The organism is Streptomyces sp. NPDC088915 (assembly GCF_044749825.1).
In the GTDB taxonomy this organism is placed as follows: Bacteria; Actinomycetota; Actinomycetes; order Streptomycetales; family Streptomycetaceae; genus Streptomyces.
This window is the reverse complement of record NZ_JBIVIR010000001.1, coordinates 49,909-70,408: the sequence shown is the minus strand read 5'-3', so window position 1 is coordinate 70,408 and position 20,500 is coordinate 49,909. Positions and strand designations below refer to the sequence as shown.

The following is a 20,500-nucleotide window of genomic DNA, read 5'->3' as shown; positions in this document are numbered from 1 at the left end:
GTCACATCGCGGGACGGCTCCGGGCCTGGTACGAGCGTCCGCTCGCCACGGCTCCGGAGCCGGAATCCCTTCCCCCGCCTGGTTTGTAGCCCTCTCCAAGCACGAGATGATCATTTCGTGCGATCGCACGAGGGGAGCCGACCCCGGATTTCCTCAATTCGGACCAGTGGTCGAGCCCGTCTACACTCGGAAACGTGCCACGTGGTGACGGTCGACTCAATCACGACCTGCTTCCCGGCGAGAAGGGCCCTCAGGACGCTTGCGGCGTCTTCGGGGTCTGGGCTCCGGGTGAAGAGGTCGCAAAGCTCACGTACTTCGGGCTCTACGCCCTCCAGCATCGGGGCCAGGAATCCGCGGGAATCGCGGTCAGCAACGGCTCCCAGATCCTCGTCTTCAAGGACATGGGCCTCGTGTCCCAGGTCTTCGACGAGACCTCTCTCGGTTCCCTCCAAGGTCACATCGCGGTCGGTCACGCCCGCTACTCGACCACCGGGGCCTCCGTGTGGGAGAACGCGCAGCCGACGTTCCGGGCGACCGCCCGCGGCTCGATCGCGCTCGGCCACAACGGCAACCTGGTGAACACGGCGCAGCTCGCCGAGATGGTCGCCGACCTGCCCAAGAAGGAAGGGCGCGCGACCCAGGTCGCCGCCACCAACGACACCGACCTGGTCACCGCGCTCCTCGCGGGCCAGGTGGACGAGGACGGCGCGCCGCTCACCATCGAGCAGGCCGCCGCGAAGGTCCTCCCCGAGGTCCGGGGCGCCTTCTCCCTCGTCTTCATGGACGAGCACACGCTCTACGCGGCCCGCGACCCGCAGGGCATCCGCCCGCTGGTCCTCGGCCGTCTGGAGCGCGGCTGGGTGGTCGCCTCCGAGTCCGCCGCCCTCGACATCTGCGGCGCCAGCTACGTCCGCGAGGTCGAGCCGGGCGAGCTGATCGCGATCGACGAGAACGGCATCCGTACCTCTCGATTCGCGGAAGCGAAGCCCAAGGGCTGTGTCTTCGAGTACGTGTACCTGGCCCGCCCGGACACCGACATCGCCGGCCGGAACGTGTACCTCTCCCGCGTGGAGATGGGCCGCCGCCTCGCGAAGGAGGCGCCCGTCGAGGCCGACCTGGTGATAGCGACCCCGGAGTCCGGCACCCCGGCCGCCATCGGCTACGCCGAGGCCTCGGGCATCCCCTTCGGCGCCGGCCTGGTGAAGAACGCCTACGTCGGGCGCACCTTCATCCAGCCCTCCCAGACCATCCGCCAGCTGGGCATCCGGCTGAAGCTGAATCCCCTCAAGGAAGTCATCAAGGGGAAGAAGCTCGTGGTCGTCGACGACTCGATCGTCCGCGGCAACACCCAGCGGGCCCTGGTCCGGATGCTCCGCGAGGCCGGTGCCGCCGAGGTCCACATCCGGATCTCCTCCCCGCCGGTCAAGTGGCCCTGCTTCTTCGGCATCGACTTCGCGACCCGCGCGGAGCTGATCGCCAACGGCATGTCGGTCGACGAGATCGGCAAGTCGCTGGGCGCGGACTCGCTCTCGTACATCTCCCTGGAGGGGATGGTCGAGGCGACCACGATCCAGAAGCCGAACCTCTGCCGCGCCTGCTTCGACGGCGAGTACCCGATGGAGCTGCCGGACCCCGAGCTGCTCGGCAAGCAGCTCCTGGAGACCGAGCTGGCCGCCGGCCCGGCCGCCACCGCGGCCTCCGACGCGCTCCGTCGCCCGTAAGACCCCGCCGCAAACCGCCGCAACCGCTGCAACCGCGGTACGACACGAAAGTTCCCAGCATGTCTGAGTCCCTCAGTGCCGAAGGCGGCGCCAGCTACGCGTCCGCGGGCGTCGACATCGAGGCGGGCGACCGCGCGGTCGAGCTGATGAAGGAGTGGGTGAGGAAGACGCGGCGCCCCGAGGTCCTCGGCGGCCTCGGCGGCTTCGCCGGCCTCTTCGACGCCTCCGCCCTCAAGCGCTACGAGCGTCCGCTGCTCGCCTCCGCGACCGACGGCGTCGGCACGAAGGTCGACATCGCCCGCCAGATGGGCGTGTACGACACCATCGGCCACGACCTGGTCGCGATGGTCATGGACGACATCGTCGTCTGCGGCGCCGAGCCGCTCTTCATGACCGACTACATCTGCGTGGGCAAGGTCCACCCGGAGCGGGTCGCGGCGATCGTCAAGGGCATCGCCGAGGGCTGCGTCCTGGCCGGCTGCGCCCTGGTCGGCGGCGAGACCGCGGAGCACCCGGGCCTCCTCGGCCCGGACGACTTCGACGTCGCCGGTGCGGGCACGGGCGTCGTGGAGTACGACCGGCTGCTCGGCGCGGACCGCATCCGTACGGGCGACGCGGTCATCGCCATGGCCTCCTCCGGCCTTCACTCCAACGGGTACTCGCTCGTGCGGCACGTGGTCTTCGACCGCGCCGGCATGACCCTCGACCAGCGGGTCGAGGAGCTCGGCCGGACCCTGGGCGAGGAGCTCCTGGAGCCCACGAAGATCTACTCGCTCGACTGCCTGGCCCTCACCCGGACCACGGACGTGCACGCCTTCAGCCACATCACGGGCGGCGGACTCGCGGCCAACCTGGCCCGGGTGATCCCGGACGGCCTGCACGCCACCGTCGACCGGTCGACCTGGGCGCCGGGCGCGATCTTCGACCTGGTCGGCAGGGCCGGACGGGTGGAGCGCCTGGAGCTGGAGAAGACCCTGAACATGGGCGTCGGCATGATGGCCGTCGTGCCGGCCGAGTCCGTGGACGCGGCCCTGGCCACCCTGGCGGACCGCGGGGTCGAGTCCTGGGTCGCGGGCGAGATCACCGAGCGCGGCGACCGCGCCACGGGCGCCGAGCTGGTCGGGGACTACGCGAACTGACCGCAGGAGTCATGGATCGGGGGCGTCCTCAGGGGCGCCCCCGATCGCCGTCTCCGCCGCCGTTTCCATACGCGTACGGCCGTGCGTACGCGGACAGCACAGAAACCCGGCCGGGTGTACCGGACCGGGTTTCGGTGGTTCAGAAGGTCAAGCGCGACGCGGAGACGAGGAGGGACCGGACTGGTCGTCCTCGTCCTCGTCGTCCGTGTTGTAGAGATCCGCGTACTGGGCGTACGGGTCGTCTTCCTCGTCGTCGTCCTCGAACGGCTCGCCATTCGGCGGCTGGCTCGAAGTCGAAGCGCCCAGCTCATTGGCCAGACGCGTCAGGTCCGTCCCGCCGCTGCTGTACTTCAGCTGGCGGGCGACCTTGGTCTGCTTGGCCTTTGCCCGGCCGCGCCCCATGGCTCGACCCCCTCGGTGACGGGGCTCGATGGCCCCAGAGTCTTGACACGCGTTCATGATGCGGAACGGACTCTCGACAGAGAGACCGGCCCGTAGGGCTTCAACGGTACCTGTTTCCGTGGGTCTACGGTACGCCGCGCGCATCACATACCCCGGTACAGAACCTTCGAGGTGCCCTTTCCTCGCTGGTCAGTCGCGATTTTAACCTCTTCTGGGGGTACGACCCGCCGAGAAGGGTGAGGGAAGTCTCCCCGCGCCCCTTTCGCGGCGGGCCGTTCCCGGCCCGGCTCAGCCGCGCCGCGCCTCCGCCATCCGCTGCTCGGCGATCCGGTCGGCCGCCGCGGCCGGCGGGATCCCGTCCTCCTTCGCACGTGCGAAGATCGCGAGGGTGGTGTCGAAGATCTTCGTCGCCTTCGCCTTGCACCGGTCGAAGTCGAAGCCGTGCAGCTCGTCCGCGACCTGGATCACGCCACCGGCGTTGACCACGTAGTCGGGCGCGTAGAGGATCCCGCGCTCCTCCAGGTCCTTCTCGACGCCGAGGTGGGCGAGCTGGTTGTTGGCCGCGCCGCAGACGATCTTCGCGGTGAGGGCCGCCACGGTGTCGTCGTTCAGGGCGCCGCCGAGCGCGCAGGGCGCGTAGACGTCCAGGCCCTCGACGCGGATCAGCGCGTCGGTGTCGGCGACCACCTTCACCTGGGGGTGCCTGTCGGTGATCCGGCGCACCGACTCCTCGCGCACGTCGGTCACGTACACCTCGGCGCCGTCCTCCAGGAGGTGCTCGACGAGGTAGTGGCCGACCTTGCCGACCCCGGCGACGCCGACCTTGCGGCCGCGCAGCGTGGGGTCGCCCCACAGGGTCTGCGCGGAGGCGCGCATGCCCTGGAAGACGCCGAAGGCGGTGAGGACGGAGGAGTCGCCGGCGCCGCCGTTCTCGGGGGAGCGGCCGGTGGTCCACCGGTTCTCGCGGGCGACGACGTCCATGTCGGCGACGTAGGTGCCGACGTCGCAGGCCGTGACGTACCGGCCGCCGAGGGAGGCGACGAAGCGCCCGTAGGCGAGGAGGAGCTCCTCCGTCTTGATCTGCTCCGGGTCGCCGATGATGACGGCCTTGCCGCCGCCGTGGTCGAGGCCGGCCAGGGCGTTCTTGTACGACATGCCGCGCGCCAGGTTGAGCGCGTCGGCGATCGCCTCGGCCTCGGTGGCGTACGGGTAGAAGCGGGTGCCGCCGAGGGCCGGGCCCAGGGCGGTGTCGTGGAGGGCGATGACGGCCTTGAGGCCGGTGGCGCGGTCCTGGCAGAGCACGACTTGCTCGTGGCCACCCTGTTCCGAGCGGAAGAGGGTGTGCAGCACGTCTGCGGGATCGACAGGAACGCCGGTCACATCGGTCACGGTGGTGACTCCCAAGTACGAAGCGGCGGGTTCGGACCTCCCTGCGGGTGGGGGAGGGACCGGTTCGGCAAGAGGGTAAGCGCTACCAGGGCGTAGATCAGCCGCAGTGCGCAGGATCACCCCCCGGGGGAGTACCGCCGTGGAAGGATCGCGACATGTCGGTCGCCTCCTCGGTCCTCGTCCCCTACGCGTCCTATCTGCGGGTGTACGAGCCGCTGGCCGCGTTCCCCGAGCCGGAGCGGTCCCACTGGGCCCGGTACGCGCGGCGGCCCCGCACCCCGGGGGCGCAGGAGGAACTGCGCCGGTCGCTCGCGGACCTGCTGCCGACGCCCCCGGTCCCGGTGCCGGTCCACGAGAGCGGCGAGGCGTTCGTCGCGCACCTGGACGGGGCGGTGGTGATCTGCCCGTGGCGGACCCGGCTGCGCGGCTGGCTGGCCCTGGAGGAGCTGGTGGCGGAGGGGTATCCGGGGCCGGTGCTCGACGCGATGCTGCCGCCGGTGGTGCGCGCCCAGGTGGCGGCGGACCACGAGCGCTGGCTGGCGCGGAACCCGGACGCGCGGCCGTGGATCCGTACGGCGGTCTGGCAGGTGCCGGTGCGCTGGTTCGCCCTCTTCGGTGACGAGGACCGGCAGTACGAGCCGGGCGCCCCGGAGGAGGGGGCCGGAACGGAGGGCGCCGGGGCGGGGCGGGCGCCGGTGCTGCGGTACCGGACGACGATGGCCCAGGCGCGGCGCCGGCTCGCGCGGGCCCTGCGGGCGCTGCGGGAGTCGATCGACGACGGTCCCATGACGGAGGGTCTGATCGAGGTGGGGCGCTGGCTGGAGGAGTTCCATCCGCGCGCCCTGGTGGAGCTGGACTTCGGCGGCCTGGTGCACGTGGTGTCGGAGGAGTGGCTGGCGGAGGAGCGGTCGGCGGCCGAGCTGGCGGCGGGGCTCGCCGCGCTGCGGGCGGGGGACGGGGAGGCGGCGAGCGACGCGTACGGGCGCCTGGCCGAGCGCTGGCGGGCGATCAGGGACCTGCGGTTCGCGAACTGACGGCCCTTCGAAGGGTCACGGGCGTCGGGAATCGGCAACCGTGGCCGGAAGCTCCCGTGTGCGAACTGACATCAGTCGGGCATCTTCGTCAGGTCGGTATCGACAAGACATGTCCGACCGGTGTAAATGATCTTCGAGGCCTTCGGAGCCGACGGCTCCGGGGCTCCTCCGCGCCCCCTCCTCCGGTCCACGGGTCCTTCGGCTCCCGTCCGGTGGGGACGTTGGTCCCGATCCGGGCCTTTGGCTCAAGCGTGACGGACAGCACTTAACGCACCCTTGCGCCGATCACCCATCCTCGTGCCAAAATAGGACAAGGAGTCCGGGGAGGGTTCCTTCCGCCCAACTTTGGGCGGAACGCTCAGCATTGCACTCTATGGGGGGTCTGAGGACTCCTGATCGCCCTGTGACTGATCGTCACAGACGCGTGACTGTCCGTTATGGCATGGTCCATCGACTTCCGCCGCTGATGAACACCTGCGAGGGCAATTCCATCGGTTTGGCCGACGTGGCTGGACGGATGGTGTAGTTGTAGTGCCGAGGACAAGCCGTTCGTCCTATAACCGACTCGGCCCGCTTCTGCCATTTCGGGCAACGCGGGTCAAGGTGCAGAATTTAGAGGAAAGAACCGAGATTGGTTCGGTTCTCCCGAGGAGGCCGCTCATGACCGCTCGCACCCCTGATGCCGAGCCGCTGCTGACCCCTGCCGAGGTCGCCACGATGTTCCGTGTGGACCCGAAGACGGTGACCCGTTGGGCCAAGGCGGGCAAGCTCACGTCCATCCGCACCCTGGGTGGGCACCGCCGGTACCGCGAGGCCGAGGTCCGCGCGCTGCTGGCGGGCATTCCGCAGCAGCGCAGCGAGGCCTGAGGTCGCGTGACACCCCGCAGTACCCCGTAACACCGGGCCCTTCCGGATCCCCCAATCCGGTGGCCCACCCCTAGCTCTGCCGGCGGACACCTGCCCCAACAGGTCTTCGTCGAACGATCGCGCTGGACTCCGCCGGGTCCAGCGCGATCTTTTTGTGCCCGGCGCCGTCCGGCGGTCGATCGTGCAATTGCACCGATTAAATCGGACTGGTGTAGGGAGGGTGTAAGTGAAGGGGTTTCTGAAACTCTTTCAGTGACACCCGTCACACGAGCGATCCCTTGCCAAGGTCAAGGCTGCCACTCCCGGGAGGGCGTCCGGTGCGCCGTCGGTCACGGGTCGACGGGACCTTCGTCCTCCGCCGCCGATGCCCGTTCCTCGGCGTCGCAGGCCTCCGGGACCTCCGGGACCTCCGGGGTCTCCGGTACTTCCATGGCGAGCCTCAGCAGGCGGTGGCAGACCACGCAGTGGCGCGTGAGGTGCCCGTACCGCGACGCGGCCGCCAGATGGGCGCGCAGCAGTGCTCGTGTGTCGTGCCGTGCTGCGGACGCCGCGGCCATGCGCGACCACCTCCAGTCGGGGCCCCCGATTCCCTGAAGACCGGAGTACCGGCGGGCGTGGGGCCCCGTCAAGACACGGGAACGCAACGAAGGCCCGCATCTCACGATGCGGGCCTTCGACTTCGAGGCGATCCTGACGGGACTTGAACCCGCGACCTCCACCTTGACAGGGTGGCGAGCTAACCAACTGCTCCACAGGACCTTGCTCGCAGCCCTCTTTCAAGCGGCTGCGAGAGAGACTGTACAGCAGGTCAGCGGGTCCGGTCGAACTCACCGAACGCGAGGCCCCCGCTACGGGACCATCGCGTCGATCGCCTTCACGATCCGCTTGTCCGAGACCGGGTACGCCGTCCCCAGGGCGTGCGCGAAGTAGCTCACCCGCAGCTCCTCGATCATCCAGCGGATGTCGGTGACCTCGGACGGCACCGGCCGCCCCTGGGGGAGCTGTTCGAGCAGCCAGGCGTACTCGTCCTGCATCTCCCGGACCTTCTCCATCCGGGTGGTGTCCCGCTGGGCCCCGGTGGGCATCTGCTGGAGCCGCCGGTCCACCGCCACCAGGTAGCGCATCAGGTCCGGGAGCCGCTTCAGACCCGTACGGGTGACGAAGCCGGCCGGCACCAGCCAATTCAGCTGCTCCCGCACGTCCTGGAGGTTCGGGAGGAGCGCCGGGCTGCTCGTGGCCTTCAGGCGCCGCTCGCAGGCCTGCCAGGCCGCCAGGATCTGCTGGACCTGGCCCACCGTCCGCACCGTCGTGTCCACCAGGTCCGCGCGGACCTTGTCGTACAGCTTCCGGAAGGACTCCTCGTCCCAGGCCGGCCCGCCGTGATCCGCGATCAGCTTGTCGGCGGCGGCGGTCGCGCAGTCGTCGAAGAGGGCCTGGATCGAGCCGTGCGGGTTCGAGGACAGGGCCAGCTTCTGCTGGTTGGTCAGCTTGTCCGAGGCGAACTTCGCCGGGTTCACCGGGATGTTCAGCATGATCAGCTTCCGGGTGCCCCGCCACATCGCGAGCGCCTGCTCGGCCTCCGTGTCGAAGAGCCGCACGGCCACGCCGTCGCCCTCGTCGACGAGCGCCGGGTACGCCTTGACCGGCTGGCCGGCCCGACGGGTCTCGAAGACCTTCGTCAGGGTGCCGATCGTCCAGTCCTTGAGCCCCGAGCGCTCCAGGGAGGGCCCGGAGCCGTCCGGGCCGCCCGTGGCCGCCGCGGCGGCCTTGGAGAGCGCCTGGCGGGCCTTGGGCCGCAGTTCGAGCCGCAGCGTCTCCAGGTCCTTGGCCTCGGCCAGCTTCCGGCGCCGCTCGTCGACGATCCGGAACGTCACCTTGAGGTGCTCGGGCACCTTCGCCCAGTCGAAGTCCTCGGCCGTCAGCGGGACGCCGACCATCCGCTGGAGCTCGCGCGCCAGCGCCGTCGTCAGCGGCTCCTGCACGGGCACGACCGAGTCGAGGAAGCGGGTCGCGAAGTTGGGCGCCGGGACGTAGTGGCGGCGGATCGGCTTCGGCAGGGAGCGGATCAGCTCCGTGACGACCTCCGCCCGCAGACCCGGGATCTGCCACTCGAAGCCCTCGTCCGTCACCTGGTTGAGCACCTGGAGCGGTATGTGGACGGTCACGCCGTCCGCGTCCGCGCCCGGCTCGAACTGGTACGTCACCCGGAACTTGAGCGGGCCCTGCCGCCACGAGTCCGGGTAGTCGTCCTTGGTGACCGCCCCCGCCTTCTCGTTGATGAGCATCTCGCGCTCGAAGTCGAGGAACTCCGGTTCCTCGTGGCGTTTGTGCTTCCACCAGGAGTCGAAGTGGGCGCCGGAGACGACGTGCTCGGGGACGCGCTTGTCGTAGAAGTCGAAGAGCGTCTCGTCGTCGACGAGGATGTCCCGGCGCCGGGCCCGGTGCTCCAGCTCCTCGACCTCGGTGAGCAGCTTGCGGTTGTCGGCGAAGAACTTGTGGTGGGTGCGCCAGTCGCCCTCGACGAGCGCGTTCCGGATGAACAGGTCCCGGGAGACCTCCGGGTCGATCCGCCCGTAGTTCACCTTGCGGTCGGTGACGATCGGGACGCCGTACAGCGTCACCTTCTCGAACGCCATCACGGCCGCCTGGTCCTTCTCCCAGTGCGGTTCGCTGTACGTCTTCTTCACCAGGTGCTGGGCGAGCGGCTCGATCCACTCGGGCTCGATCCGGGCGTTCACCCGGGCCCAGAGGCGCGAGGTCTCCACCAGCTCGGCGGACATGACGAAGCGCGGGGGCTTCTTGAAGAGCGCGGAGCCGGGGAAGATCGCGAACTTGGCGCTGCGGGCGCCGAGGTAGTCGTTCTTCGCCCCGTCCTTCACGTCCTTCAAGCCGATGTGGGACAGGAGTCCCGCGAGCAGGGACACGTGCACGGACTGCTCCGGCACGGCAGTGTCCGCCGAGGGCTCCTCCAGATGGAGCCCCATCTGCTTCGCGACCGTCCGCAGCTGGGCGTAGATGTCCTGCCACTCGCGGATCCGCAGGAAGTTCAGGTACTCCTGCTTGCACATGCGGCGGAAGGAGCTGGAGCCCCGCTCCTTCTGCTGCTCCCGGACGTACCGCCACAGGTTCAGGTACGCGAGGAAGTCGCTCGTCTCGTCCTTGAACCGGGCGTGCTGCTGGTCGGCCTGCGCCTGCTTCTCCGCCGGCCGCTCGCGCGGGTCCTGGATGGAGAGCGCCGCCGCGATCACCATGACCTCGCGGACGCAGCCGTTCCGGTCCGCCTCCAGGACCATCCGGGCGAGCCGGGGGTCCACGGGGAGCTGGGACAGCTTCCGGCCCTGCTGGGTGAGCCGCTTCTTCGGGTCCTTCTCGGCCGGGTCGATCGCGCCCAGCTCCTGGAGGAGCTGCACGCCGTCCCGGATGTTGCGGTGGTCCGGCGGGTCGATGAAGGGGAACTTCTCGATGTCGCCGAGCCCGGCGGCGGTCATCTGGAGGATGACGGAGGCCAGGTTCGTACGGAGGATCTCGGCGTCCGTGAACTCGGGACGGGACAGGAAGTCGTCCTCCGAGTACAGCCGGACGCAGATGCCGTCGGACGTACGGCCGCAGCGGCCCTTGCGCTGGTTGGCGCTGGCCTGGCTGACGGGCTCGATCGGCAGCCGCTGCACCTTGGTCCGGTGCGAGTAGCGCGAGATGCGGGCGGTGCCCGGGTCGATCACGTACTTGATGCCGGGGACGGTCAGGGACGTCTCGGCGACGTTCGTGGCGAGGACGATCCGGCGGCCGGGGTGGGCCTGGAAGACGCGGTGCTGCTCGGCGTGCGACAGGCGCGCGTAGAGGGGCAGGACCTCGGTGTTGCGCAGCTTCCGCTTGAGGAGGGCGTCGGCCGTGTCGCGGATCTCGCGCTCGCCGGAGAGGAAGACCAGGATGTCGCCCGGCCCCTCGCCCTGGAGCTCGTCGACGGCGTCGCAGATCGCGGTGATCTGGTCGCGGTCGGACTCCTCGGAGTCCTCTTCGAGGAGGGGGCGGTAGCGGACCTCGACGGGATACGTGCGCCCGCTGACCTCGACGATCGGGGCGTCCCCGAAGTGACGGGAGAAGCGCTCCGGGTCGATGGTCGCGGAGGTGATCACGACCTTGAGGTCGGGGCGCTTGGGAAGGAGCTGGGCCAGGTAGCCGAGCAGGAAGTCGATGTTGAGGGACCGCTCGTGGGCCTCGTCGATGATGATCGTGTCGTACGCGCGCAGCTCGCGGTCCGTCTGGATCTCGGCGAGCAGGATGCCGTCCGTCATCAGCTTCACGAAGGTCGCCTCGGGGTTCACCTGGTCGGTGAACCGGACCTTCCAGCCGACGGCCTCGCCCAGCGGGGTCCTCAGCTCCTCGGCGACCCGCTCGGCGACCGTGCGGGCGGCGATCCGGCGGGGCTGGGTGTGCCCGATCATGCCCCGGACGCCCCGGCCCAGCTCCAGACAGATCTTCGGGATCTGGGTGGTCTTCCCGGAGCCCGTCTCACCGGCGACGATCACGACCTGGTGGTCGCGTATCGCCTCCAGGATCTCGTCCTTCTTCTGCGAGACGGGGAGCTGTTCGGGGTACGTGACGGCGGGCACGCGCGCGGCGCGCGCGTCGACGCGTTCCTTGGCCTTGGCCGCCTCTGCGGCGATCTCGTCCAGGACGGCCGCGCGGGCCTCGGGCTTGCGGATGCGGCGGGCGCCTTCGAGACGGCGGCCGAGCCGGTGGGAGTCCCGCAGCGAGACCCCGGCCAGGACGGACTGGAGGGCGGCGAAGGAAGTAGACATACGGAATCCAGGATCGCACCTGCGGACGAGAAGCGGCGAACCGATTTACGGACGGGCGGGGAGCGGCCTCGTGCGGGGGCGGGGGCGGGGGCCGGGAGCGGCTGCGCGGGGGAGCGGGATGCGGCTGCGCGAGGGGGCGGGGTGCGTACTATTTCGGGCACGCCGACCGGACCGGAGGGGTTTCGCATGTTCTGCACCACCCGCGCGCCGGCGGCGTTCGCCGCGGTCCTGGGGGTGGTGCTGGGGCTGCTGGTGTGGGGCGCCTCGGGGGAGCGGGCCGCTTCCGCCGCTTCTGCAGGTCCCGCGGTCTCCGTGGTCTCCGCTCCCGGGGCCGCCGTGCCCGGCTGCGATCCGGGCCGTCCCGCCGAGGCGGGGGCCGACGGCCCCGTCGTACCGCCGCGCGCGCACGGCTTCGCGGAGCTGCTGCCCGCGCTCGCCGCCGACCGGGTGCCGGGCGGGGCGCGGACCGTGGTCGCGGCCGGCGCCCGGGCGGCGGCGCCGGGGCGGGAGCCGCCCGACCTCGTAGCGCCGTCGCCGGTGGAGCTGTCGGTCCTGAGGGTGTAGACGGACGGCCGCCTTCCGCCGTCCTCCTCCCTCTGTTCCCGTCTGTTCCAGGAGCGCTTCCGCATGTCCACATCCACCTCCTCCAAGTCCTCCCCCAAGTCCTCCCCCAAAGCCTCTTCCAAGGCCAGGCCGGTGGCGGTCGTCGCCGGGGTGGCGGCCGCCGCCGTGCTGCTCGGCGTCGTCTCGTACACCGCCACCAAGCCCGCGTCCCCCGGCGCCTCCGGTTCGTCCGCCGTCGCGGAGGTCTCCGCCGACCCGGCCGCCGGGGTCTACCCCGAGCTGGAGGCGTACGCCCGCCGCGACGCCTCCGACGGGCTCGCCCTGGGCCGGGCCGACGCGCCCGTGGTGCTCATCGAGTACGCCGACTTCAAGTGCGGCTACTGCGGGAAGTTCGCCCGGGACACCGAGCCGGTCCTGGTGGAGGAGTACGTGAAGGACGGGACCCTGCGCATCGAGTGGCGGAACTTCCCGATCTTCGGCGAGGAGTCCGAGGCCGTCGCCCGCGCCTCCTGGGCGGCCGGGCAGCAGGGACGGTTCTGGGAGTTCCACAGGGCCGCCTACGCGGAGGGCGCCAAGGAGAAGGGCTTCGGGAAGGACCGGCTCGCCGCCCTCGCGAAGGAGGCGGGCGTCCCCGACGCGGTCCGGTTCGCGAAGGACGCGGAGGGAGCGGCGGCCCGCGCGGCCGTCGGCAAGGACCAGGAGCAGGGGTACGCGCTCGGCGCCACCTCCACCCCGTCCTTCCTCGTCAACGGACGCCCGATCGCGGGCGCGCAGCCCCTGGAGACCTTCACGGAGGCGATCGAGGCGGCGGCGAGGACGGCGAAGGACGCGAAGAAGCCCGCGAAGCCTTCCGGGTCCGAGACCGGGTCCGGGGCTGATTCCGGAGCCGAGACCGGTTCCGGGTCCGGTTCCGGTTCCGGGGCTGATTCCGGGTCCGAGACCGGTTCCGGGTCCGAGACCGGTTCCGGGGCTGACTCCGGGTCGTCCGAGACCGGTTCCGGAGCCGGGCGGTGACCTCCGGCATCGGTTACTTCGCCGCCTTCCTCGGCGGACTGCTCGCCCTGCTCAGCCCGTGCAGCGCCCTGCTCCTGCCGGCCTTCTTCGCGTATTCCATCGACACGCGCGCGAAGCTGGTCGCCAGGACCGGCATCCTCTACGCGGGCCTGGCGACCACGCTCGTCCCGCTCGGCGCGGCCGGCTCCTTCGCGGGCCGGTTCTTCTACGGCCACCGGGACCTGCTCGTCACGATCGGCGGCTGGCTGATCGTCGGGCTCGGCGTCCTCCAGGTCCTCGGCCTGGGCTTCGCCTCCCGCCGGATCGCGGAGGCGAGCGGCCGCATCCGGCCCACGTCGGCGCTCTCCGTCTACGCCCTGGGCCTGGTCTACGGCCTCGCGGGCTTCTGCGCGGGCCCGATCCTCGGCAGCGTCCTGACGGTGGCGGCGCTGAGCGGCAGCCCGGCGTACGGGGGTCTGCTCCTCGCGGTGTACGCGCTCGGGATGGCGGTGCCGCTGTTCGTCCTGGCGCTGCTCTGGGAGCGGTACGACCTGGGCCGGCGGCGCTGGCTGCGCGGGCGGCCCCTGCGGGTCGGCCGGCTCACGCTCCACTCGACCTCGGTCCTCTCGGGCCTCTTCTTCGTCGCCCTGGGCACGCTGTTCCTGGTCTTCGACGGGACGACCGCGCTGCCGGGCCTGCTGTCGGTGGACGACTCGTTCGCCGTGGAGGAGCGGGTGGCCTCCCTGGGCCGGGCGGTGCCGGACTGGGCGCTGCTCGTCGCGGTCGTGGCCGTGGTGGCGGCGGCGCTCGCGGTGCGGGGCCGGCGGGGGAGCCGTACGGAGGAGCGCGAGGAGGCGTGACGGGTACGGGGGAGGGGCGCGGGCCCCTTCCCCGTACCGCCGTCGCCTTTCGGGGCTTCCCCAGGCGTTTCCCCGGGCTTCCCCGGACACGACGAAGGCCCCGTTCTTTCGAACGGGGCCTTCTGCCTGTGGCTGGGGCCGGGGTCGAACCGGCGACCTATCGCTTTTCAGGCGATCGCTCGTACCAACTGAGCTACCCAGCCACGAGACCGTTTCCGGTCTCGGCGATCCTGACGGGACTTGAACCCGCGACCTCCACCTTGACAGGGTGGCGAGCTAACCAACTGCTCCACAGGACCTTGCTTGTGTCGAGACAAGTCTCGCACACGTTTGAAACGTGCCCCCAACGGGATTCGAACCCGTGCTACCGCCTTGAAAGGGCGGCGTCCTGGGCCACTAGACGATGAGGGCTAGGGGCTCACCTGGGCGCTTCGTCAGCGCGTCGGGGACGTGAGAAGCATATGGGATGCCGGCCGCTATCGCCAAAACGGTTTCCGCCCGGGGGAGAATGGACGCGTGCTGGAGATGACGCGCGAGGAGTTCGAGGAACTCGTCGCCGAAGCCCTGGACCGGATCCCGCCGGAGCTGACGCGGCTGATGGACAACGTCGCCGTGTTCGTGGAGGACGAGCCGCCCTCCGACGATCCCGAGCTGCTCGGGCTCTACGAGGGGACGCCGCTGACCGAGCGGGGCGAGTGGTACGCCGGGGTCCTCCCGGACCGGATCACGATCTACCGGGGGCCGACGCTGCGGATGTGCGAGTCGCGCGAGGACGTGGTCGCGGAGACCGAGATCACGGTGGTGCACGAGATCGCCCACCACTTCGGCATCGACGACGAACGGCTGCACGCGCTGGGGTACGGCTGACGGTCGCGGCCGGAGAGGACCGCGGGGCGCGCGGGAGCGCGGGTTCCGTTTCCCTCGTACGGGGGCCCGTGTCCCTTGCGGGGCCGGGGGAGTTGGGCAGTGCGACGCGTTCCGTTCCTGCCCGTTGTGTCCTGGAGGTGCCCCCCGTGCGCCATTTGCCCACCCCGGTGAGATGGGTCGCCACCGCGCTGACCGTCGCGGCCTGCGCCGGTCTGAGCGGCTGTATGAGTGTGAGCGACGACGGGGCGAAGCCGGGGCCCGGCGCGTCCGGGGGGAAGCGGGGCGTGGCGGCCGAGTCCGAAGGCGGCACGGGGCTCCCGGACGGGGGCGGCGGCTCCTGGAACGGCCGGTCGGACGGGAGCGGGCCGGACGTGACCGGGTCGGGCAAGGAGACCCCCGTGCCGAGCGGCTCGCCGTCCGGCAGCGCGCGGTCCACGGAGGGTCCGCTCGTGCCGGGCGTCGGCCCCTCCGCGGGCACGGCGAAGCCGCAGCCGACCGGCGGCGGCCATGAGGAGCCGAGCGGCAGTGCGGGCGGCAGCGGCGGGAACGGCGGCAGCGGGGGAAGCGGGGGCGGGAGCACGGGCGGCGGCGGGAACGGCGGCAGCGGCGACGGCGGGACCGGAGGACCGGGCGGCGGCGGGGGCACGCCCACTCCGGAGCCGACGCAGCCGCCCGTCGAGCCCACGCCGGAGCCGCCCGTTCCGACCCCGGAGCCGACGCCCGAGCCGACCTCGGACCCCACCGAGCCGCCGGCGTCCGGCCCCGACGTCCAGATGGGCGCCGTGCGGGCCGCGGGGGCGGAGGGGGAGGGCGCGGACGTGTCCTCGGAACCGGTGGCGTCTCCGCAGGTGGGACCGGTGTGAGGGAGTCCGATTTGCCATAGGTGGGGGAGAGTGCGTATGGTGGTAGATCGTTTGATCCCATTGCCCGGCGCCGACACAGAAGAGCGCCGTGTGGCGCGTACTCTCCCTAGCCGTGGCTGGACCGCATCGAGGCGGTCGATTTGCGAAAACACGGAGTTGACGGGCGCGTGCCGAGACTCCGGAAGGTTTCGCATTTCGCATGTCCATTTTCAGTTCTGACCACGCCGTCATGCCCGAGAACGACGAGATCGTCGAGGCCGCGGAGGCCACCGAGACCGTCGAGATCGAGGCCGAGGCCCAGGCGCTCGTCGAGGCCGACACCCTCGCCGAGGCCGAGGCCGAGATCCTCGCCGACGAGATCGAGGGCGACGACTTCGACGAGGAGTCCGAGGAGCCCGCCGAGCCCACGATCACCTTCGCGGACCTCGGTCTGCCGGAGGGCGTCGTGCGCAAGCTCGCGCAGAACGGCGTGACCACCCCCTTCCCGATCCAGGCGGCGACCATCCCGGACGCCCTGGCCGGCAAGGACATCCTCGGCCGCGGCCGCACCGGCTCCGGCAAGACCCTCTCCTTCGGTCTGCCGCTCCTCGCCACCCTGGCGGGCGGCCACACCGACAAGAAGAAGCCCCGCGGCGTCATCCTCACCCCGACCCGTGAGCTCGCGATGCAGGTCGCGGACGCCCTCCAGCCCTACGGCGACGTGCTCGGCCTCAAGATGAAGGTCGTCTGCGGCGGTACGTCCATGGGCAACCAGATCTACGCCCTGGAGCGCGGCGTCGACATCCTCGTCGCCACCCCGGGCCGTCTCCGCGACATCATCAACCGCGGCGCCTGCTCCCTGGAGGCCGTGAAGATCGCGGTCCTCGACGAGGCCGACCAGATGGCCGACCTGGGCTTCATGCCCGAGGTCACCGAGCTGCTCGACCAGATCCCCGAGGGCGGCCAGCGCCTCCTCTTCTCCGCCACCCTGGAGAACGAGATCGACAGCCTGGTCAAGCGCTACCTGGTGAACCCCGTCACGCACGAGGTCGACCCGTCCGCCGGCGCCGTCACCACCATGACCCACCACGTCCTCGTCGTGAAGCCGAAGGACAAGGCCCCGGTCACCGCGGCGATCGCCGCCCGCAAGGGCCGCACGATCATCTTCGTCCGCACCCAGCTCGGTGCCGACCGCATCGCCGAGCAGCTCCGCGAGTCCGGCGTGAAGGCCGACGCGCTGCACGGCGGCATGACCCAGGGCGCCCGTACGCGGACCCTGGCCGACTTCAAGGACGGTTACGTCAACGCGCTCGTCGCGACCGACGTCGCCGCCCGGGGCATCCACGTCGACGGCATCGACCTGGTCCTGAACGTGGACCCGGCCGGCGACCACAAGGACTACCTGCACCGCTCGGGCCGTACCGCCCGTGCCGGCCGCTCCGGCGTCGTGGTCTCCCTGGCCCTGCCGCACCAGCGCCGCCAGATCTTCCGCCTGATGGAGGACGCGGGCGTCGACGCCTCGCGCCACATCGTCGGCGGGGCCGGCGCCTTCGACCCGGAGGTCGCCGAGATCACCGGCGCCCGTTCGCTGACCGAGGTCCAGGCCGACTCCGCGAACAACTCCGCCAAGCAGGCCGAGCGCGAGGTCGTCGACCTCACCAAGCAGCTGGAGCGCCTGCAGCGCCGTGCCGTCGAACTCCGCGAGGAGGCCGACCGCCTGGTGGCCCGCGCCGCCCGCGAGCGCGGCGAGGACCCGGAGGCGGCCGTGGCCGAGGTGACCGAGGCCGCCGAGGCCGAGGTCGCGGCGGCGGCCGTCGAGGCCGAGCGCGCCGCGAAGGCCGAGGAGCAGCAGCGCCGCGAGGAGCGTCCGTCCTTCCGCGACGAGCGGGGCAACTTCGAGCGCCGCGACCGTGGTGGCGACCGGGGCGGTTTCCGTCGTGACGACCGCGGTGGCGACCGTGGCGGCTTCCGTCGTGACAATGACCGTCCGTCCGGTGGTTTCCGTCGTGACGACCGTCCGTCGGGCGGCTTCAACCGTGACGACCGCGGCGGCCGTTCCTTCGAGCGTCGTGACAATGACCGTCCGTCCGGTGGTTTCCGTCGTGACGACCGTCCGTCGGGTGGGTTCAACCGCGACGACCGCGGTGGCCGTTCCTTCGAGCGCCGTGACAACGACCGTCCGTCCGGTGGTTTCCGTCGCGACGACCGTCCGTCGGGCGGCTTCAACCGCGACGACCGTCCGTCGGGCGGCTTCAACCGTGACGACCGCGGCGGCCGTTCCTTCGAGCGCCGTGACGACCGCCCCTCCGGCGGCCACCGCGGCAGCGACCGTCCGTTCAACCGCGACCGTCGTGACGACCGCCCGGCCGGCGGCTTCCGCTCGGGCGGCGACCGTCCGTACGGCCGCCGCGACGACCACCGCGGCTCCGGCCCGGCCGGCGGCTCCTTCGGCCGCCGCGACGACAAGCCGCGCTGGAAGCGCAACGGCTGACATCGCGTAGAACGCTGAGCAGGGCCCGTACGACACTTCGGTGGCGTACGGGCCCTGCTGCTTTGAACGGGTTCGAAATTGCTTCCGGCAGGCAGGGGGCGGCTGTTAGCATCGGCGCACTCGCACGGGGGGCGGTGCGGCCGGGGGGCCGCGAACCTGCTGTTCAGCACGCATGCCGTCGTCCTCCCCGTGCCTCTTCACCGATCCTCAGGGGGGACCCGAGTGCCTCGTAGCGCTCTTCTACGCCATTCCATCGCGGCCGTCGCCGCCGCGACCCTTCTCGCCGGCGTCGGCCCGCTGGCCGCGACGGCGACCGCCGCGCCGGTCGCCGCCGCTGCCGCTTCCGCCGCGGCGATCGACCCGTGGTCGGCGTCCGCTCCGCTGACGGACGGCACGTCCGTCCTCAGCCTCAGGGACCTCAAGACCGCCAAGGACGGGACGGTCGTCGCCCTCTGGTACCGGACCACCGCGGACCACAGCACGAACGAGCTCGTCGTCTCGCACCGTCCGGCGGGCAGTTCCGCCTGGAGTGCGGCGCACGTCCTGCGCACGCTGCCGGGCCTGCGCTCCGACGCCGCCCTCACGGTCTCGGCCGACGGGTCGGTCACGGCGGCCTGGATGGAGTACCCGAACGACCGTGGGCCGGAGGACGAGAAGCCCGGCGGTGTGTTCCGGATGGCCACCCTCGCGGCCGGGGCCACGACGTGGTCCGGCACGACGGACATCATGAGCGACCCGGGCTGGGTGCACAGCGGGCAACTGGCCGGTTCGCCGTCGGGCGAACTCGTCGCCGTCTGGGCGAGCTTCTCGGAGGGGAGGGTCGGGGTGTACTCCTCGGTCCGCGCCGCCCCGGACGCCGCCTGGTCGCAGCCGGTCCGCCTCGACGAGCCCGCGGCGGACGCGGGGCTCAACGGCTCGCCGCAGCTCGTCCACTCGGCCCGGGGCACGACCACCGTCGCCTACGTCCAGGGCGGCGCCGAGACCGGTGAGGTCAAGGTCACCGACCGGGCGGCGGACGGGACGTGGTCGAAGCCGGTCACCGTCTCCAAGCCCGGCACCTACCCCACCGGCCCCACCCTGACCATCGGCAGCGGCGGACACGCCGCGCTGGCGTGGAACTCGACGGACGACCCGACGTCCGGGACCCACACGCAGGTGATCGCCGTGCGTCCGGCCGACAGCCCGACCTGGAGTGCCGAGGAGCCCGCCAACGGCTTCCAGACCGGTGCCTGGCGCAAGGTCGCCATCAACCCGCGGGGTGACGTCACCCTGCTCGGCGTCGCCTACGCCGAGGGCGCCGGGTTCGCCGCACAGACGACCACCCGGTCCGTCTCCGGAACCTGGTCCGCGCTGAAGGTGATCTCCACCGGCTACGTCCCCGACGACCAGTTCGACCTGACGGCCGGCCCCGACGGCACCTTCCACGCCGTCTGGACCCAGGGGAGCACGAGCCGGAAGCTGATGGCCTCCGCGCGCGTCGACGGTGTCTGGTCCGCGACCCCGACGCCGCTCTCCACCAACACCAGCGGCTATGCGCTGGGCCTGGTCACCGTCGACGCCGCCAACCGTCCCGTCGCCGTATGGGAGCAGTCCACCGGCGACTTCACCAACCAGCTGCGGGCCGCCACCACCGCCCCCGCTCCCGTCAAGCCGCTCCCCAAGTGGCGCGACTTCAGCGGCGACGGCAAGGGCGACCTGCTCGGCCTCACCCCGGCCGGGGCTCTGACCGTGCGGACCGGCACGGGCACCGGCGGCCTCGGCACCGGCGCCTCGGCGACGGGCTGGCCGGCGACCTCGACGGTGGTGCCGTTCGGGGACCTGTCGGGCGACCGCTGCAACGACCTCCTGGTGCGGGACGCCTCGGGCACGCTGACCCGGTACGACGGCGGCTGCGGCAAGGCGTTCGCGCCGGACGGGGCGAAGACGGTGATCGGCGGCGGCTGGCAGGCGTTCAACAGCCTCACCGCCCCGGGCGACCTGACGGGCGACGGCCGGACGGACCTCCTCGCGCGCACGCCGGCCGGCGATCTGTTCCTGTACCCGGACAACGGCGCGGGCAAGTTCGGGACGCGGACGCTGATCGGCGGCGGCTGGCAGACCTACAACACGGTCGTCGGCGCGGGCGACCTCAACGACGACGGGATCGGCGACCTGCTCGCCCGGGACACGACCGGCGTGCTGTGGCGCTACTACGGCACGGGCAAGGGCAAGCTGTCGGCCCGGACGCAGGTCGGCGGCGGCTGGCAGGCGTACGACTCGCTCGTGGGCGTCGGCGACTTCACCGGCGACGGCAAGGCGGACCTCGTGGCCCGTGACAAGAACGGCGTGCTGTGGCGGTACGCGGGCACCGGAGCGGGCCTCTTCGCCGCCCGGGCACAGGTCGGCGGCGGCTGGCAGATGTACAAGACGTTGTCCTGACGCCGGGTCCGGGCCCGGTACGGACGTACCGGGCCCATGGGCCGGACGCCCCGCCGATCGGCGCACGGCACGGCCTGTGTCGGATACCCGATCGGCTCCGGGGATCTCTCGGGC

Annotated in this window: 15 protein-coding genes and 4 tRNA genes; 11 read left to right on the top strand and 8 right to left on the bottom strand. The window is 71.5% G+C overall.

What is annotated here, in order from left to right:
- Positions 1 to 194 precede the first annotated feature (194 nt).
- Positions 195 to 1,721: an amidophosphoribosyltransferase gene (gene purF / locus ACIP5O_RS00315; RefSeq protein ID WP_356548641.1), complete on the top strand. Its 1,527-nt coding sequence runs from the start codon at positions 195 to 197 to the stop codon at positions 1,719 to 1,721.
- Positions 1,722 to 1,780: 59 nt separating this feature from the next.
- Positions 1,781 to 2,860, top strand: coding sequence for a phosphoribosylformylglycinamidine cyclo-ligase (purM, locus tag ACIP5O_RS00310; protein WP_401286675.1), 1,080 nt, complete (start codon positions 1,781 to 1,783; stop codon positions 2,858 to 2,860).
- Between the two features lie 147 nt (positions 2,861 to 3,007).
- On the opposite strand, the gene ACIP5O_RS00305 is transcribed toward purM, so the two are convergent.
- Positions 3,008 to 3,262: a DUF3073 domain-containing protein gene (locus tag ACIP5O_RS00305; RefSeq protein ID WP_053648317.1), complete on the bottom strand. Its 255-nt coding sequence runs from the start codon at positions 3,260 to 3,262 to the stop codon at positions 3,008 to 3,010.
- Positions 3,263 to 3,550: 288 nt separating this feature from the next.
- A complete protein-coding gene (locus ACIP5O_RS00300) occupies positions 3,551 to 4,651 on the bottom strand; it encodes a Leu/Phe/Val dehydrogenase (protein ID WP_401286672.1) in 1,101 nt (366 codons plus the stop codon).
- 155 nt (positions 4,652 to 4,806) lie between these two features.
- Between ACIP5O_RS00300 and ACIP5O_RS00295 the strand changes: the two genes are divergently transcribed.
- Together ACIP5O_RS00295 and bldC are read left to right on the top strand one after the other, a co-directional pair.
- Complete coding sequence (locus tag ACIP5O_RS00295; RefSeq protein ID WP_356548638.1) at positions 4,807 to 5,685, top strand: hypothetical protein; 879 nt, start codon at positions 4,807 to 4,809, stop codon at positions 5,683 to 5,685.
- Positions 5,686 to 6,345: 660 nt separating this feature from the next.
- Positions 6,346 to 6,552 carry a developmental transcriptional regulator BldC gene (bldC, locus tag ACIP5O_RS00290; RefSeq protein ID WP_003949541.1) on the top strand — a complete coding sequence of 69 codons (207 nt, stop codon included), beginning with the start codon at positions 6,346 to 6,348 and terminating at the stop codon, positions 6,550 to 6,552.
- A gap of 329 nt (positions 6,553 to 6,881) precedes the next feature.
- Here the strand turns inward: bldC and ACIP5O_RS00285 are convergent, their stop codons facing one another.
- From ACIP5O_RS00285 to hrpA, 3 genes are all read right to left on the bottom strand, one after another.
- On the bottom strand, positions 6,882 to 7,109 hold the full coding sequence (locus ACIP5O_RS00285) for a DUF6274 family protein (RefSeq protein ID WP_401286669.1): 228 nt from the start codon (positions 7,107 to 7,109) through the stop codon (positions 6,882 to 6,884).
- A 128-nt stretch (positions 7,110 to 7,237) separates the two neighbouring features.
- Positions 7,238 to 7,311, bottom strand: a tRNA-Asp gene (locus ACIP5O_RS00280).
- 89 nt (positions 7,312 to 7,400) lie between these two features.
- Positions 7,401 to 11,351 (bottom strand): ATP-dependent RNA helicase HrpA, encoded by a 3,951-nt coding sequence (gene hrpA, locus ACIP5O_RS00275; protein ID WP_401286666.1) that lies wholly within the window; start codon positions 11,349 to 11,351, stop codon positions 7,401 to 7,403.
- Positions 11,352 to 11,537: 186 nt separating this feature from the next.
- Between hrpA and ACIP5O_RS00270 the strand changes: the two genes are divergently transcribed.
- The 3 genes from ACIP5O_RS00270 to ACIP5O_RS00260 all read left to right on the top strand — a co-directional run bounded on the left by ACIP5O_RS00270 (position 11,538) and on the right by ACIP5O_RS00260 (position 13,768).
- The gene (locus ACIP5O_RS00270; RefSeq protein WP_401286664.1) at positions 11,538 to 11,915 is read left to right on the top strand and encodes a hypothetical protein; all 378 of its coding nucleotides are present in this window, start codon (positions 11,538 to 11,540) and stop codon (positions 11,913 to 11,915) included.
- 63 nt (positions 11,916 to 11,978) lie between these two features.
- Positions 11,979 to 12,929, top strand: coding sequence for a DsbA family protein (locus tag ACIP5O_RS00265; protein WP_401286662.1), 951 nt, complete (start codon positions 11,979 to 11,981; stop codon positions 12,927 to 12,929).
- Positions 12,926 to 13,768, top strand: coding sequence for a cytochrome c biogenesis CcdA family protein (locus tag ACIP5O_RS00260; RefSeq protein ID WP_401286659.1), 843 nt, complete (start codon positions 12,926 to 12,928; stop codon positions 13,766 to 13,768). Before ACIP5O_RS00265 ends, ACIP5O_RS00260 begins: the two co-directional genes overlap by 4 nt.
- A gap of 129 nt (positions 13,769 to 13,897) precedes the next feature.
- Here the strand turns inward: ACIP5O_RS00260 and ACIP5O_RS00255 are convergent.
- From ACIP5O_RS00255 to ACIP5O_RS00245, 3 genes are all read right to left on the bottom strand, one after another.
- Positions 13,898 to 13,971: transfer RNA gene (locus ACIP5O_RS00255), tRNA-Phe, on the bottom strand.
- A gap of 22 nt (positions 13,972 to 13,993) precedes the next feature.
- Positions 13,994 to 14,067, bottom strand: a tRNA-Asp gene (locus ACIP5O_RS00250).
- A gap of 39 nt (positions 14,068 to 14,106) precedes the next feature.
- Positions 14,107 to 14,179 (bottom strand) — tRNA-Glu (locus ACIP5O_RS00245).
- Positions 14,180 to 14,284: 105 nt separating this feature from the next.
- On the opposite strand from ACIP5O_RS00245, the gene ACIP5O_RS00240 reads away from it, so the two are divergent.
- The 4 genes from ACIP5O_RS00240 (at position 14,285) to ACIP5O_RS00225 (ending at position 20,386) form a co-directional block, all read left to right on the top strand.
- A complete protein-coding gene (locus ACIP5O_RS00240) occupies positions 14,285 to 14,635 on the top strand; it encodes a metallopeptidase family protein (protein WP_053648331.1) in 351 nt (116 codons plus the stop codon).
- A 146-nt stretch (positions 14,636 to 14,781) separates the two neighbouring features.
- The gene (locus ACIP5O_RS00235; protein WP_401286656.1) at positions 14,782 to 15,498 is read left to right on the top strand and encodes a hypothetical protein; all 717 of its coding nucleotides are present in this window, start codon (positions 14,782 to 14,784) and stop codon (positions 15,496 to 15,498) included.
- A gap of 199 nt (positions 15,499 to 15,697) precedes the next feature.
- Positions 15,698 to 17,968 (top strand): DEAD/DEAH box helicase, encoded by a 2,271-nt coding sequence (locus tag ACIP5O_RS00230; protein WP_401286653.1) that lies wholly within the window; start codon positions 15,698 to 15,700, stop codon positions 17,966 to 17,968.
- 222 nt (positions 17,969 to 18,190) lie between these two features.
- On the top strand, positions 18,191 to 20,386 hold the full coding sequence (locus tag ACIP5O_RS00225; RefSeq protein ID WP_401286650.1) for an FG-GAP repeat domain-containing protein: 2,196 nt from the start codon (positions 18,191 to 18,193) through the stop codon (positions 20,384 to 20,386).
- Positions 20,387 to 20,500: the final 114 nt, after the last annotated feature.

Bases quoted from the DNA above. Each gene is read 5' to 3' on its own strand.
- ACIP5O_RS00265 (WP_401286662.1), top strand. From the start codon at position 11,979: ATGTCCACATCCACCTCCTCCAAGTCCTCCCCCAAGTCCTCCCCCAAA.
- hrpA (WP_401286666.1), bottom strand. From the start codon at position 11,351: ATGTCTACTTCCTTCGCCGCCCTCCAGTCCGTCCTGGCCGGGGTCTCG.
- ACIP5O_RS00295 (WP_356548638.1), top strand. From the start codon at position 4,807: ATGTCGGTCGCCTCCTCGGTCCTCGTCCCCTACGCGTCCTATCTGCGG.
- bldC (WP_003949541.1), top strand. From the start codon at position 6,346: ATGACCGCTCGCACCCCTGATGCCGAGCCGCTGCTGACCCCTGCCGAG.
- purM (WP_401286675.1), top strand. From the start codon at position 1,781: ATGTCTGAGTCCCTCAGTGCCGAAGGCGGCGCCAGCTACGCGTCCGCG.
- ACIP5O_RS00305 (WP_053648317.1), bottom strand. From the start codon at position 3,262: ATGGGGCGCGGCCGGGCAAAGGCCAAGCAGACCAAGGTCGCCCGCCAG.
- ACIP5O_RS00230 (WP_401286653.1), top strand. From the start codon at position 15,698: ATGTCCATTTTCAGTTCTGACCACGCCGTCATGCCCGAGAACGACGAG.
- ACIP5O_RS00285 (WP_401286669.1), bottom strand. From the start codon at position 7,109: ATGGCCGCGGCGTCCGCAGCACGGCACGACACACGAGCACTGCTGCGC.
- ACIP5O_RS00270 (WP_401286664.1), top strand. From the start codon at position 11,538: ATGTTCTGCACCACCCGCGCGCCGGCGGCGTTCGCCGCGGTCCTGGGG.